At 56.8% G+C, this 14,401-nt stretch carries 11 protein-coding genes; 5 read left to right on the forward strand and 6 right to left on the reverse strand.

Annotated features, from left to right (window positions below; translation table 11 throughout):
* Nucleotides 1–12: 12 nt before the first annotated feature.
* The 6 genes from folK to thpR all read right to left on the reverse strand — a co-directional run bounded on the left by folK (nucleotide 13) and on the right by thpR (nucleotide 4,918).
* Nucleotides 13–492: a 2-amino-4-hydroxy-6-hydroxymethyldihydropteridine diphosphokinase gene (gene folK, locus AC07U6_RS06700; protein WP_494761609.1), complete on the reverse strand. Its 480-nt coding sequence runs from the start codon at nucleotides 490–492 to the stop codon at nucleotides 13–15.
* Nucleotides 489–1,913, reverse strand: coding sequence for a polynucleotide adenylyltransferase PcnB (gene pcnB / locus AC07U6_RS06705; RefSeq protein WP_494764438.1), 1,425 nt, complete (start codon nucleotides 1,911–1,913; stop codon nucleotides 489–491). Before pcnB ends, folK begins: the two co-directional genes overlap by 4 nt.
* Nucleotides 1,914–1,971: 58 nt before the next feature.
* Nucleotides 1,972–2,880 carry a tRNA glutamyl-Q(34) synthetase GluQRS gene (gene gluQRS, locus AC07U6_RS06710; RefSeq protein WP_494764439.1) on the reverse strand — a complete coding sequence of 303 codons (909 nt, stop codon included), beginning with the start codon at nucleotides 2,878–2,880 and terminating at the stop codon, nucleotides 1,972–1,974.
* Nucleotides 2,881–2,951: 71 nt separating this feature from the next.
* Complete coding sequence (gene dksA / locus AC07U6_RS06715; protein ID WP_494761610.1) at nucleotides 2,952–3,407, reverse strand: RNA polymerase-binding protein DksA; 456 nt, start codon at nucleotides 3,405–3,407, stop codon at nucleotides 2,952–2,954.
* A gap of 269 nt (nucleotides 3,408–3,676) precedes the next feature.
* Nucleotides 3,677–4,381, reverse strand: coding sequence for a DNA/RNA nuclease SfsA (gene sfsA / locus AC07U6_RS06720; protein ID WP_494761611.1), 705 nt, complete (start codon nucleotides 4,379–4,381; stop codon nucleotides 3,677–3,679).
* A 9-nt stretch (nucleotides 4,382–4,390) separates the two neighbouring features.
* Entirely contained in the window at nucleotides 4,391–4,918 is a 528-nt protein-coding gene (gene thpR / locus AC07U6_RS06725; RefSeq protein WP_494761612.1) for an RNA 2',3'-cyclic phosphodiesterase, read from the reverse strand.
* Between the two features lie 76 nt (nucleotides 4,919–4,994).
* Here thpR and hrpB point away from each other — a divergent pair, with 76 nt between their 5' ends.
* The 5 genes from hrpB (at nucleotide 4,995) to fhuC (ending at nucleotide 14,397) form a co-directional block, all read left to right on the forward strand.
* Nucleotides 4,995–7,436, forward strand: a complete 2,442-nt coding sequence (hrpB, locus tag AC07U6_RS06730) for an ATP-dependent helicase HrpB (protein WP_494761613.1) — start codon at nucleotides 4,995–4,997, stop codon at nucleotides 7,434–7,436.
* Nucleotides 7,437–7,557: 121 nt separating this feature from the next.
* Entirely contained in the window at nucleotides 7,558–10,092 is a 2,535-nt protein-coding gene (gene mrcB / locus AC07U6_RS06735) for a bifunctional glycosyl transferase/transpeptidase (protein WP_494761614.1), read from the forward strand.
* A 276-nt stretch (nucleotides 10,093–10,368) separates the two neighbouring features.
* The gene (locus tag AC07U6_RS06740) at nucleotides 10,369–11,100 is read left to right on the forward strand and encodes an acid phosphatase (protein WP_494764793.1); all 732 of its coding nucleotides are present in this window, start codon (nucleotides 10,369–10,371) and stop codon (nucleotides 11,098–11,100) included.
* Between the two features lie 252 nt (nucleotides 11,101–11,352).
* The gene (gene fhuA, locus AC07U6_RS06745) at nucleotides 11,353–13,554 is read left to right on the forward strand and encodes a ferrichrome porin FhuA (RefSeq protein WP_494761616.1); all 2,202 of its coding nucleotides are present in this window, start codon (nucleotides 11,353–11,355) and stop codon (nucleotides 13,552–13,554) included.
* A 48-nt stretch (nucleotides 13,555–13,602) separates the two neighbouring features.
* A complete protein-coding gene (fhuC, locus tag AC07U6_RS06750) occupies nucleotides 13,603–14,397 on the forward strand; it encodes a Fe3+-hydroxamate ABC transporter ATP-binding protein FhuC (RefSeq protein ID WP_494761617.1) in 795 nt (264 codons plus the stop codon).
* Nucleotides 14,398–14,401 lie beyond the last annotated feature (4 nt).

The following is a 14,401-nucleotide window of genomic DNA, read 5'->3' on the forward strand; positions in this document are numbered from 1 at the left end:
ACCGGAAAGGCATTACCAGGGACGGATCGCACTGCTGTCGAGAGGCACCAGCAGGTCGGCAATACGCGTGCCGTCCGGCAGACAGAGGTTGGGAGCGATCTCTCGCAGCGGCAGCAGCATAAAGGCGCGGTTGTGCATATCGTAGTGCGGCACCGTCAGGCGAGCTGTTGCCAGCGTCAAATCGCCAAACAGCATGATGTCGAGATCCAGCGTGCGCGGGCCCCAGCGATGATCCTTACGCACGCGTCCCTGTTCCAGTTCAATGCGCTGGGTGTGATCCAGCAGCGCCTCAGGGCTGAGTTCGGTATCCAGCGCCACGGCGGCGTTAAGATAGTCAGGCTGATCGGGTGGCCCGTACGGCGGCGTGCGGTAAAGCGAAGAGCAGGCAACCAGCCTGCTCTGTGGGATCGCTGCTAGCGCGTCCAGTGCCGCCTGCACCTGGTGCAGCGGATCGGCCAGGTTACTGCCCAGCGCCAGATAAACCCGCGTCATGCGTTGTTATTATGGCTGTCACGGCGGCTGTTTCCCGGAACGCGCTTGCGCGGACGGCGGGTGCGGCGGCGCGGTGCCGGATCGTCACCAAGGGTGTTCAGCATGGTTTTCTGCTGTGGCGGCGCGGAAACCTGGAACTCGCCCCACCAGGTAGTCAGGCGCTGCAGTTCGTGATTGTTTTCCACTTCGGCACGCAGAGCGAGCAGATCGTAGGCGGCGCGGAACTTAGGATGCTCCATCAGCTTCCACGCGCGTTTGCCGTGGCGGCGTGACAGGCGCAGCTGTAAGGTCCAGATATCGCGCACCAGCGAGGTGATGCGTTTCGGAATTGCCAGTGAGCGGCAGGCTTCGTCCAGCACGTCGTTCATCGCAAGGGCGAAGGCATCGTAATAGGCGAGGCCGCTCTCCTGAGCAATTTTTTGCGCGGCTTCAAGCTGCGGGTACCAGAACATCGCCGCAAACAGGAACGCCGGGTTCACGCGCATCTGGCTGTGGATACGGGTATCCGTATTCTTCAGCACCAGCTGGATCATCCGCTCCATATTGCTGTCACCCTGCTCGGTGAAGTAGCGGGTGATGATCGGGAACAGCGGCTGGAACAGCTGATACTCGCACAGCTTGCGGTAAGTGGCTTCACCGTAGCCCGCCTGCAGCAGCTTGAGGGATTCTTCAAACAGACGTGCCGGCGGGATATCGCGCAGCAGCGTGGCAAGGCGCGGAATCGGCTCACCGGTTTCCGGTGCGACGCTCATATCCAGCTTGGCGGCGAAGCGCACTACGCGCAGCATCCGCACCGGATCTTCGCGATAGCGGGTTTCCGGATCGCCGATCATGCGAATAATGCCCTGCTGCAGATCGTTCAGGCCACCCACATAATCGCGAACGGTAAAATCCGCCACGCTGTAGTAGAGGCTGTTAATCGTCAGATCGCGGCGCTGGGCGTCATCTTCGATCGAGCCAAAGATATTATCGCGCAGCAGCATACCGTTCTGGCCGCGCTGCGAGCTGTTGCGATCGTCAACGGACTGCTGTTCAGCCTCGTGGTGACCGCGGAAGGTGGCCACCTCGATGATCTCCGGACCAAACATCACGTGTGCCAGGCGGAAGCGGCGGCCCACCAGGCGACAGTTGCGGAACAGTTTACGCATCTGCTCCGGGGTGGCGTTGGTGGTGACATCGAAATCTTTCGGCTTTTTACCCAGCAACAGATCGCGTACGCCACCGCCCACCAGGTAGGCTTCAAAGCCCGCTTTATTCAGGCGATAGAGCACCTTGAGGGCATTTTCGCTGATGTCCTTGCGTGAGATATTATGACGATCGCGAGGAATAACGGTCATCTGACGCACTTCCTCGATCCCGGCTGGTGCCACCTCATCGCGACTGAGAACTTTTCGGCAAAAATTAGCAACTCGGGTAAAAATGGGACACCTCGATAGTGACAATGAATTCTGTGCGGTAAAAACAGCGGCTAATCATAGCTCAGAGTGAACCGTTTGAGAATGCCGATGTCGCCGTATCCTGATGCTGTGCGTCGGTAATCGGGATTAAGTTTAGATCCCAGCGACTGACAGCCTGCTGTAAAAGTGCTTCCTGTGTCGCATCACGCCAGTTCTCCGTGACCGGCTGGCCAAGAAAGCGCAGCGCCTGTACCAGTGCGGGGCGCGGATCGCCCTCAGGCAGCGGCGTGGCATGATTCTGTTTCGACAGTTTGTTGCCGTCATGATTGAGTACCAGCGGCAAATGCAGATGGCCGGGGCTGGGCCAGCCAAACTGCCGATAAAGCGTTATCTGCCTGACCGTCGGTTCGATCAGATCGGCCCCGCGTACCACTTCGGTGATCCCCTGAAAACGATCGTCAACCACTACCGCAAGATTATAGGCAAACAGTCCATCGCGGCGGTGAATAATAAAGTCTTCGGCGGCCAGTCGCGCATCGGCCTGCACTACGCCGCGCAGGCGATCGCTGAAGGAGCTGACCGGCGCATCCACTTTCAGACGGAGCGCAGCCTGCTGCGGGCCGTGATTCAGGGCACGGCAGTGACCATCGTACAGACCACCGATCTGCTGGATGCGGCTACGTGTACAGGTACAGTAATAGCTCATCCCCTGCTGTTGTAGCCAGTCAAGTGCGGCGCGGTAGGCATCATGGCGCTGCGACTGCCAGAGCACGTCACCGTCCCAATGCAGGCCATAGTACTCAAGCTGCCTGAGGATGCGGGTGGCGGCACCGGGAATTTCACGGGGAGGATCGATATCTTCAATGCGCACCCGCCACAGACCCTGCTGTGCGCGAGCCTGCAGGTAGCTGCCAACGGCGGCAACCAGAGAGCCGAAATGTAATTCACCGGATGGAGAAGGGGCAAAGCGCCCGATGTAGGATGCTGACATCATGAATGGGGAAGGGCAGTGAAACGGGAACGGAGAACCGTCCCCTGATCCACTGCGCCATCCTTGTGCCGTTAACCGGCCATTTGTTTTTCACGGATTTCCGCCAGCGTTTTACAGTCGATGCATAGATCGGCAGTTGGACGCGCTTCAAGGCGACGGATACCGATTTCAACGCCACATGATTCGCAGTAGCCGAAATCGTCATCCTGCACTTTCTTCAGCGTCTTCTCGATCTTTTTGATCAGCTTGCGCTCGCGGTCACGGTTACGCAGTTCAAGACTAAACTCTTCTTCCTGTGTTGCGCGGTCAGAGGGGTCCGGGAAGTTAGCAGCTTCGTCCTGCATGTGCGAAACCGTGCGGTCCACTTCATCCCGAAGCTGGTTGCGCCAGGCTTCAAGGATCTTCTTGAAGTGCTCCAGCTGGGCTTCGTTCATGTACTCTTCGCCTGGCTTCTCTTGGTATGGCTCCACCCCAGCGATGGCGAGAATACTCAGGGACGATGTTTTACGGTTTTGCCCTTCTTGCATGTTGTTTCTCCTGGATAACACGCACTATACCCTGCACTTCTCAGGCTGCAGATACTGTCAGCCGGCGAAGTACCACACGGCTATTACCTGCCCTGCATCCCGAGACTTTCGGGCATCGATCCCCCGGAGGGGAAAAAACAGGCCGCTATAAATAACAGAAGCGATTAAGGTTGGCAATTATTCCTGAGCATGCCTTGACAGGCATGTGAGGAAGAGCGTATTCGGCCCCTTGCCGAAAGCGTGCTTATAACAGCAAATTGCGCCAATTTTTACAACTCTACCTTCAGGGGTCGAATCAGGCTTATCCCTTCGGGTGATAACTGCGCCTTATAGCAAAGCAGCTCAACGCCATTTTGCTGTGCCTGTACCAGTAGTTCTGCGTAGCGCGCATCAATGTGACTTGCGGGGGCAACGTCCTCAATCCCCGAGTGCAGAACGGCGAAAAACAGAACTGCCCGTTGGCCGGATTGCGCGATCTGGCTCAGCTCGCGCAGATGCTTCTGACCACGCGTGGTCACCGCGTCCGGGAAGTACCCTTTGCCCTGCTGTAACAACGTAACGGATTTGACTTCAATATAGCAGTTACGGCAACCCTCTGCCTGTAACAGGAAATCAATACGACTGTTTTCGGCACCGTATTTAACTTCAGGTTGCAGACGGGTGTAACCGGATAATTCTGCAATCCGTCCTTCTTGCAGCGCTTCACGTACTAACGTGTTAGCACGCAGGGTATTAATGCATATCAATTCTCCGCTTTGCGTTCCGGTCAGCTCCCAGCTGTGGGGATACTTTCGCGTCTGGCTGGCGGAGGTGGAATACCACACGGTATCCCCCGGCGTGGCGCAACCGGTCATCGCACCGGTATTGGCGCAGTGAATCGTCAGCGTCTCACCGTTGGGCGTCATCACATCGGCCAGAAAGCGCTTATAGCGTTTAATTAACGTTGCCGATTGCAGAGCGGGACTGTATTCCATAGGAATTCCTTATTGAAGCGCCCAGTCCTTAATCTCCTTAATACGGGTTCGCCCGCGGGAGAAGTGCGACTGAAACAGCACAAAACGCCCGACGGGCAGCGACCAGCTAAAATGACGTGCGGGTAGCTTTACCGGCTGCGTAGCCTGGCGCAGTAATGTGACATGCGGATGAAAGGGCTGTGGCGATTGATAGCACCCGCTGCGGGCAGCCTGGGAGCGCAGCAATTCTGCCAGCTGAAGCAGGCCCCGCGGGGCGCGATGTGGCCCGAGCCAGATCATCCCGGAACGCGGCCAGTGGCCGGCATCGTCCAGTGTCAGGGTGAATCCGGGCTGCCTGATGCGCCCGGCCAGCTGCATCAGCTGCTGCGCTTTCTCATCGCTCACTTCCCCCAGGTACGCCAGCGTCAGATACAGGCTCTCGGCGGCAACGGGAAAACCTGCCTCAGCGGGAAAGCTGTCGGCGCGCCACTGGATAATCTGCTGCTTCATCTCATCCGGCAGATAGAGGCCGAAGAACAGCCGTTTAGATTCGCCCATCGCGTCCTCCGGTAAATTAAACCCGGGAATGCTACAATGCGCGGAAGATTAAGACCATGTTGTTATGGAGCTAAACGTGAGTTCATTACCGGTCAGTGCTGTCTTGCCTGAGCTGCTGGTGCTGCTGCAATCCTCCCCGCAGGTCCTGCTGGCGGCCCCCACCGGTGCCGGGAAATCCACCTGGCTACCATTACAGATTTTAAATCAGGCTTCCTTTAGCGGGCGCATTCTGCTGCTTGAGCCGCGCAGGCTGGCGGCGCGCAACGTAGCGCAGCGGCTGGCGGAACAGCTGGGGCAGGAGCCGGGCGGGATCGTAGGCTATCGCATGCGCGGTGAAAGCCGCAGCGGGCCGCAGACCCGGCTGGAGGTGGTGACAGAAGGGATCTTAACCCGCATGCTGCAGCAGGACCCGATGTTGGAAGGCGTGTCGCTGGTTATCCTCGACGAATTCCATGAACGCAGTCTGCAGGCCGATCTGGCGCTGGCGCTGCTGCTGGATGTGCAGCAGGGGCTGCGTGATGATCTGAAGGTGCTGATTATGTCGGCGACGCTGGATAACGCGGCGCTAAGCAAACATCTGCCGCAGGCACCGATGATTGTATCTGAGGGTCGGTCGTATCCGGTGGATCGCCGTTACCAGCCGCTGGCGACGAATCAGCGCTTCGAAGAGGCGGTAGCCCGGCAGACGGCTCAGCTGCTGCGTGAAGAGCCGGGTTCGCTGCTGCTGTTTTTACCCGGCGTGGCGGAGATCCAACGGGTACAAACTCAACTGGCGGAGATGATCGCTGCCGATATCGATCTCTGCCCGCTTTACGGCGCGCTGCCGCTTTCTGAGCAGCAAAAGGCGATCCTGCCCGCGCAGGAAGGGCGCCGTAAAGTGGTGCTGGCGACTAATATTGCCGAAACCAGCCTGACCATTGAAGGTATCCGGCTGGTGGTAGACAGCGCGCTGGAACGTAGTGCACTGTTCGATGTGCGTACCGGCCTGACCCGGCTGCAAACCCAGCGCGTCAGCCAGGCTTCGATGACTCAGCGCGCCGGCCGCGCCGGACGACTTGAACCCGGCATCTGCCTGCATCTGCTGGCGAAAGAGCAGGCGGAGCGCGCGGCGGCACACGGCGAACCTGAAATTTTGCACAGCGACCTGTCATCCCTGTGGCTGGATTTGCTGCAGTGGGGCTGTCGAGATGCCGATCGGCTAAGCTGGCTGGATCGCCCTCCGCAGACGGGCATTGACGTGGCCCAACAGCTGTTATGCCAGTTAGATGTGACCGACACCGCCGGCCAGCTGACCGCGCGCGGGCGTAAAATTGCCGCGCTGGGCAGCGAACCGCGTTATGGCGCAATGCTGGCGGCCGCGGGCGAAAATGCTGATGCCGTTGCTACCGCCGCTCAGCTGGTGGCGATGCTTGAAGATCCCCCACGAGGCAGTGTCGATTTGCGCGAGGGGTTCCACCGCCGCCTGCCGCACTGGCAGCGCCGGGCAAAACAGCTACAGCAGAGGCTGGGCATTAACGGCGGCAGCGTGGATGAAGATCGGCTCGCTCCGCTACTGGCGGCAGCTTTCCCCGATCGTATTGCCCGGCGTCGCGGTGATGGTGGCCGTTATCAGCTGGCGAACGGCAGCGGCGCCACGCTGGAAAATGATGAGGCGCTGACCCGCTACGAATGGCTGATTGTGCCGGCTCTGTTACAAAGCGGCAGCCAGCCCGATGCGCGAATATTACTGGCGTTGCCGTTAACGATTGAGTCTCTGATCCGCGAGGATCCGGGGCTGGTACAGCAGCAAACGGAAGTGGAGTGGGACGAAGAAAAAGGCACACTGCGTGCCTGGAAGCGCGAACAGATAGGGCAGCTGATTCTGAAGTCGCAGCCGCTGGCCAAGCCCGATGAGCAGGAACTGCATGCCGCCATGCTGCGCTGGGTGCGCAGCAAAGGGCTGAGCGTGCTGAACTGGACGCCGCAGGCCGAACAGCTGCGCCTGAGGCTGCTGTGTGCCGCACAGTGGTTACCGGAGGGGGCATGGCCCCACGCGGATGAGGCCACACTGCTGGCCTCGCTTGACCAGTGGCTGCTGCCGGCAATGAGCGGCGTACGCGACGGCAAAGGACTGAAGCAGCTGGACGTGGTGGGCGCGCTCTTACAAATGCTGACATGGTCACAGCGTCAGCAACTGGATACTGTGTTGCCAACTCATTACACTGTGCCCACCGGAAGTCGGCTGCCGATCGTCTACCATGATGATAAGCCTCCGGTACTGGCGGTGCGACTGCAGGAGATATACGGCGAAGCGCAGAATCCGAGTGTTGCGCAGGGGAGGGTGCCGCTGGTGCTGGAACTCCTGTCCCCGGCGCATCGACCGTTGCAGATCACGCGTGATTTGGCGGCGTTCTGGGCCGGAGCATACCGTGAAGTGCAAAAAGAGATGAAAGGGCGCTATCCAAAACATCTGTGGCCCGACGATCCCGCCAGCGCGTTACCCACGCGGCGGGTTAAAAAATTTTCCAACCCGTCATAGAACCGGTCTTTTGGCCCGGTGTGACGGTCGTGCTAATTCGGAAGGTTCTTCTTCCGTAATAGCCAGAGTAAGACGAGAGTAGTCGGCGTTGCCGACGCCTGCCTCAGGAGAAATGAAACGAATGTCTGACGATCGCGAGCCTATCGGGCGCAAAGGTAAGCAGCCCAAGCCAACGCGGAAATCTGCGGGAAAAGGTCGCTACAGGGAAGAGGAGTATGACGAATATGACGATCGGGATGATGACGAGGACGACAAGGAGGTAACCCCGGTGCCACGTAAGGGAAAAAATAAACCGCCGCGTAAAAAACGCCGCTGGCTACGCCTGCTGCTTAAACTGCTGCTGATCTTTATTGTGGTGATGGCCGCTTATGGCGTTTATCTGGATTCACAGATCCGCAGCCGTATTGACGGCAAAGTCTGGCAGCTGCCAGCCACGGTCTACGGCCGCATGGTCAGCCTTGAGCCGGGCATGTCCTACAACAAAAAAGAGATGATCGCTCTGCTGGAAGGCACACAGTATCGCCAGGTGACGCGCATGACGCGCCCCGGTGAATTCACCGTGCAGGCGAACAGCATTGAGATGATCCGCCGTCCGTTTGATTTCCCCGACAGTAAAGAAGGGCAGATCCGCGCACGTCTGAGCTTCAGCGGCGACAGCCTGAGCGAGATTAAAAACCTCGACAACGGCCGCAGCTTTGGTTTCTTCCGCCTCGATCCGCGGCTGATTACCATGCTGCAGTCGCCAAACGGTGAGCAGCGCCTGTTCGTTCCCCGAGCCGGTTTCCCGGATCTGCTGGTGGATACGCTGGTAGCAACCGAGGACCGTCACTTCTATCAGCATGACGGTATCAGCCTTTATTCCATTGGCCGTGCGTTCCTCGCCAATATTACCGCCGGTCGTGCGGTGCAGGGCGGCAGTACGCTGACCCAGCAGCTGGTGAAGAACCTGTTTCTGACCAATGAACGCTCGCTGTGGCGCAAGGCGAATGAAGCCTATATGGCGCTGATTATGGACGCGCGCTACAGCAAGGATCGTATCCTTGAGCTGTATCTGAACGAGGTTTACCTCGGTCAGGCGGGCAGCGATCAGATCCGCGGCTTCCCGCTGGCCAGCCTTTACTACTTCGGCCGTCCGGTTGACGAGCTTAGCCTCGATCAACAGGCGCTGCTGGTGGGCATGGTGAAAGGGGCGTCGCTGTACAACCCGTGGCGCAATCCTAAGCTGGCGCTGGAGCGTCGTAACCTGGTGCTGCGTCTGCTTCAGCAGCAGAACGTGATTGACCAGGAACTCTACGACATGCTGAGCGCCCGTCCGCTGGGCGTGCAGCCGAAAGGCGGGGTGATTACGCCGCAGCCTGCATTTATGCAGATGGTGCGTAACGAGCTGCAGGCGAAGCTGGGCGATAAAGTTAAAGATCTCTCCGGGGTGAAAATCTTCACTACTCTGGACTCGGTATCGCAGGATGCGGCGGAAAAATCCGTTGAGGATGGCATTCCGGCGCTGCGTAAACAGCGCGGCCTGAACGATCTGGAAACCGCGATGGTCGTCGTCGATCGTTTCAGCGGCGAAGTGCGGGCGATGGTCGGCGGTGCCGATCCGCAGTTTGCCGGCTATAACCGTGCGCTTCAGGCGCGGCGTTCGATCGGCTCGCTGGCGAAACCGGCCACCTATCTGACGGCGTTAAGCCAGCCGGATACCTATCGTTTGAACACGTGGATAGCCGATAATCCTATCTCGCTGAAGCAGCCTAACGGCCAGATCTGGCGTCCGCAGAACGACGATCGTCGCTTCAGCGGTCAGGTGATGCTGGTGGATGCTCTGACCAACTCGATGAACGTGCCAACGGTCAATCTGGGTATGACGCTGGGTCTGCCGCAGGTGGTGGATACCTGGACCAAGCTGGGCGTGTCGAAAGATCAGCTACAGCCCGTTCCGGCAATGCTGCTGGGTGCGCTGAATCTGACGCCAATCGAAGTGGCACAGGCCTTCCAGACCATTGCCAGCGGCGGTAACCGCGCACCGCTGTCGGCGCTGCGCTCGGTGATTGCTGAAGATGGCACCGTGCTGTACCAGAGCTTCCCACAGGCGGAGCGTACGGTTAGCGCGCAGGCGGCCTATCTGACGCTTTACACTATGCAGCAGGTGGCCAATCGCGGTACGGCGCGTGCGCTGGGTGCCAAATATCCGAAGGCAATGCTGGCGGGGAAAACCGGTACTACCAATAATCTGGTGGACAGCTGGTTTGCCGGTATCGACGGTAAAGAAGTGGCGATTACCTGGATTGGCCGCGATAACAACCAGCCGACCAAGCTGTACGGGGCCAGCGGGGCGATGCAGCTCTATCGCCGCTATCTGGAAAATCAGGCACCGATGCCGCTGCAGCTGACGCCGCCGGAAGATATCGCCCGGATGAACGTTGACTCTGCCGGTAACTTTGTCTGTGGCACTGGCAGCAGCAGCTGGCGCTCCTTGCCGGTCTGGACCACCGACGCCGATGCGCTCTGCCAGCAGCAACAGCAGCAGTTTGAGCAGCAGACCGATGGACAGCAGCATATGTTGCCGCAGCAGACTCAGCCACAGCAGTCTCAGCAGCCCGATCGGCAAAAAGACAGTGACGGCGTCGCTGGCTGGATTAAAGATATGTTTGGCCAGTAACGTGTTATTTTAATCTGATTCCGGGGAATTCATTCCCCGGAAATAATATGTTAATCAATGCCTTTTCTCATTTATAAAAATTATTTTTAATTTAAAATATAACTATTATTGTATTTGTTTTCCCAGGGTAATTTTATTTGGTTTTATTTTTAACAATGTGTGCTTTTTAATTTTCTTCTGACTACTTAATTACGGAAGTAAGATCTTGCCCGCTTTTTTATTTTAGTTCTTCAGTAAGGTTAATCGCTCTGGTTATTTCAATATAAGGGATGTTATATGAAGAACAGTGCGATTGTTTCCGGCCTTTTATTTAGCGCGACCTTATTATCCTGTGCGCTCGCGAGTGCAAAGGAAACTGTTCCTGCAGCACCGCCGCTGCACCCGGAGTCTTATACCGTCGACAGTCTTTATTATTTACCTCCGCCACCTAAGGACGGGGATGCCGCCTTTGAAAACGATAAGGCGGCCTACCTTAACGGCTTCAAAATGAAGGGATCGGAGCGCTGGGCGCAGGCGGCGGAAGATGCCGATCTGCACCAGGCTAACCAGGCGAAAGTCTGGTCTGAAGCGCTGGGGGTTAACATCAGTGAGGCCACGACGCCCGCAACGTGGAAAATGCTGGGGGAATTACTGGTTGTCGGGTCGAACTATGCCAGCAATCGGGCGAAGGAGAATTATATGAGAACGCGTCCGTTCGTGGTGTTTAATAATCCGACCTGTCTGCCAGCTGATGAACCTGCACTACGAAAAAACGGTTCTTATCCTTCCGGCCATACCGCATTTGGTACGGTTACGGCGCTGACATTCTCACAGGCTAAACCGGAGAGGGCGAAAGAATTAATGAAGAAAGGCTATGAATTTGGTCAGAGTCGGGTGATTTGCGGTGCCCATTGGCAGAGCGATGTTGATGCTGGCCGATATGTTGGTGCAGCGGAATATGCTCGTCTTGAAACGCTGCCTGAATTCCATAAACAAATAGCGCTGGTTAAAGCAGAGCTTCATCAGTAATCGTCTTTAATTTAATTTAATTTAATTTCTACAAGATTACTGCTAACGATATTATTTAAAGTCTAACGGACAATAATCTCCTTTCGGGTTACGTGGGTAATGTGCACGTGGCCCTTTCTGCGTTTCCCCCGCGCCGATTTTTTCTTGCAGAGCTTGCTTTGTTTCGCATATGATCTAATCGTTATAATAATAATTCTCGTTTAGCTTCACATTTACCACTCACTCATCACTATTTGTTCAGAGAAAAGCAACATGGCCCATTCGCGTGATTTTTCATCAAATAATTCAATCATAAACACCCGTAAGCATCAGCTGGCAATTTTTGTCGCGATGTCGCTGGCGGGAATTGGCAATGCCATTGCCGCCGGTGAACAGACGATCACCGTGAGTGCTAACGCCGCGAATGGACCGCAGGAAAGTGCATGGGGACCCTCCCCGACGATTGCAGCAAAACATTCTGCGGCCGGAACGAAGACAGATACGCCAATTGAAAAAAATCCGCAGTCCGTTTCTATTGTTACTCGTCAGGAAATGGAAATGCGTCAGGTTCAGTCGGTCAAAAAAGCCTTCGGCTATACGCCTGGCGTGATGGTGGGTAACCGCGGTGCATCAAACGTGATTGATGCGCTGGCGATTCGTGGATTCAGTGAAACCAACACCAACCAGTATCTGGACGGTCTGAAACTGCAGGGGGATAACTACTCCGAGTTTAACATTGACCCTTACTTCCTGGAGCGAGCAGAGCTGCTGCACGGGCCGGCATCCGTACTCTACGGCAAAAGCAACCCGGGTGGCGTTGTCGCGCTGGTCAGCAAACGTCCGACAACCGAGACGCTGCGTGAAGTGCAGTTCCAGATGGGTAGCGATAATCTCTACGCGACCGGTTTTGACTTCGGCGGTGCGCTGGATGACAACAACGAATTCTCTTACCGTCTGACCGGCCAGGCCCGCAGCCAGGATGCTCAACAGGAGATGAATAAAGAGAAGCGCTACACCATTGCGCCGTCGTTCAGCTGGCAGCCAAACGATAAAACCAACTTTACCTTCCTCAGCTATTTCCAGAATGAGCCAGAAACCGGCTACTACGGCTGGCTGCCGCGTCAGGGTACGGTAGTGCCAATTATTGATTCCAACGGGAATCAGCATAAGCTGCCAACCAACTTTGATGAAGGTGAAGACAGCAACAAAATTTCCCGCAAGCAGCAGATGGTCGGATACAGCTTCGATCACCAGTTCAATGACACCTGGACTGTGCACCAGAACCTGCGCTATGCGAAGGTTACCACCGACTACCGCAGTATCTACGGCAATGGTTTCAACAACGCCACTAATGAAATCACTCGCGGTGTGGCCCTGTCGCAGGAAGAGCTGAATACCTTCACCGCAGATACCCAGGCTCAGGCGAAGTTTGCCACCGGTGATGTTGATCATACATTGCTGATGGGCGTTGATTATCTGCGCATGCGTAACGACATTAATGCCGACTTTGGCTCAGCAAATCCAATCAGTGCGATTAATCCGCAGTATGGCAACGACAGATACACGCTTAACTTCCCGTATAAATATCTGAACAAACAGGAGCAAACCGGCCTGTACGCTCAGGATCAGATGGAGTGGAATCGCTGGGTGCTGACGCTGGGCGGCCGCTATGATTTCGCGACCACTTCAGCCTATAACCGCACCGGTAACAGTACCGCTGAGAAAAACGATCAGCAGTTTACCTGGCGCGGCGGCGTGAACTACGTGTTTGATAACGGTATCGCGCCATACTTCAGCTACAGCGAATCGTTCCTGCCGACGGCAGGTACCACTTACGGCGGTCAGCCGTTCGATCCGTCACGCGCTAAGCAGTATGAAGCCGGGGTGAAATTCGTACCGAAAGATCGTCCGATTGTCATTACCGCCGCGGTGTATGAGCTGACGAAGAATAAAAACCTGACCGGCGATCCGGATCATGACTTCTTCAGCGTGCAGAGCGGTGAAATGCGTTCACGTGGTATTGAACTGGAAGCGAAAGCGGCCGTTAATGCCAACATCAACGTGACGGCGTCCTACAGCCTGACCGATGCGAAATACACGCACGATACCGATCTGCAGGATCAGCGCCCGGTACAGGTGCCAAGAAATATGGCCTCCCTGTGGGCTGACTACACCTTCCACGAAACGGCGCTCAGCGGCCTGACTATCGGCAGCGGCGTGCGCTACATCGGTAACAGCGTGGGTCAGTACAGCACCGGAACCGAGATTAATAAAGACTTCAGCGTGGCCTCCTACTCGGTGGTTGATGCGGCGGTGAAATACGATCTGGGCCGCTTCGGCCTGCCGGGTTCTTCCGTGGGTGTGAACATCAACAACCTGTTCGATCGTGAATACGTTGCCAGCTGCTACCGCGACTATGCCTGCTACTGGGGCGCAGATCGTCAAATCATTGGTACTGCTACCTTCCGTTTCTAAATGTCTAACCGGGCGCAGTTCACCGCGCCCGCCAATCAGAAGATCGCTATGCAACCTAAGCACGCTACAGAAACGACTTTCTCTCTCGATCACGTCAGTTTTACCGTCCCAGGCCGCACGCTGCTTCAGCCGCTGTCACTGGCCTTTCCCGCCGGAAAAGTCTGTGGGCTGATTGGCCACAACGGTTCCGGTAAATCCACGCTGCTTAAAATGCTCGGTCGCCATCATGCGGCGACGGACGGGCGCGTTTTGCTTAATGGCCGCCCGGTCGCGGAATGGCAGAACAAAGCCTTCGCCCGCGAGGTCGCCTATCTGCCGCAGCAGCTGCCTGCCGCTGAAGGGATGACGGTACGCGAGCTGGTAGCGATTGGCCGCTACCCGTGGCACGGCGCGTTAGGGCGCTACGGCATCGAGGACCGTGAACGCGTGGATGAAGCGATTGCGCTGGTCGGGCTGAAACCTTTTGCCCAACGGTTGGTGGACAGTCTCTCCGGCGGTGAGCGCCAGCGGGCGTGGATCGCCATGCTGGTGGCGCAGAACAGCCGCTGCCTGCTGCTGGATGAACCGACTTCCGCACTGGATATCGCCCATCAGGTTGAAGTTCTGGCGCTGATCCAGCGTCTCAGCCGCGAGCGTGGTCTGACGGTGATTGCCGTTCTGCACGATATCAATATGGCTGCCCGCTACTGCGATCATCTGGTGGCACTGCGCGGTGGTGAAATGATTGCTCAGGGCGATCCCGAGACGATTATGCACGGTGACGTGCTGCAGGAAATTTACGGTATTCCAATGGGGATATTGCCGCATCCGCAGGGTGGGGCACCGGTAAGCTTTGTTTACTAAGGAT

The organism is Erwinia sp. GW821-FHT03D09, from assembly GCF_059420805.1.

What these genes read in the sequence shown, in the direction of transcription:
- folK (WP_494761609.1), bottom strand. Translation starts at nt 492, where the DNA reads ATGACGCGGGTTTATCTGGCGCTGGGCAGTAACCTGGCCGATCCGCTG.
- gluQRS (WP_494764439.1), bottom strand. Translation starts at nt 2,880, where the DNA reads ATGTCAGCATCCTACATCGGGCGCTTTGCCCCTTCTCCATCCGGTGAA.
- dksA (WP_494761610.1), bottom strand. Translation starts at nt 3,407, where the DNA reads ATGCAAGAAGGGCAAAACCGTAAAACATCGTCCCTGAGTATTCTCGCC.
- sfsA (WP_494761611.1), bottom strand. Translation starts at nt 4,381, where the DNA reads ATGGAATACAGTCCCGCTCTGCAATCGGCAACGTTAATTAAACGCTAT.
- thpR (WP_494761612.1), bottom strand. Translation starts at nt 4,918, where the DNA reads ATGGGCGAATCTAAACGGCTGTTCTTCGGCCTCTATCTGCCGGATGAG.
- mrcB (WP_494761614.1), top strand. Translation starts at nt 7,558, where the DNA reads ATGTCTGACGATCGCGAGCCTATCGGGCGCAAAGGTAAGCAGCCCAAG.
- AC07U6_RS06740 (WP_494764793.1), top strand. Translation starts at nt 10,369, where the DNA reads ATGAAGAACAGTGCGATTGTTTCCGGCCTTTTATTTAGCGCGACCTTA.
- fhuA (WP_494761616.1), top strand. Translation starts at nt 11,353, where the DNA reads ATGGCCCATTCGCGTGATTTTTCATCAAATAATTCAATCATAAACACC.
- fhuC (WP_494761617.1), top strand. Translation starts at nt 13,603, where the DNA reads ATGCAACCTAAGCACGCTACAGAAACGACTTTCTCTCTCGATCACGTC.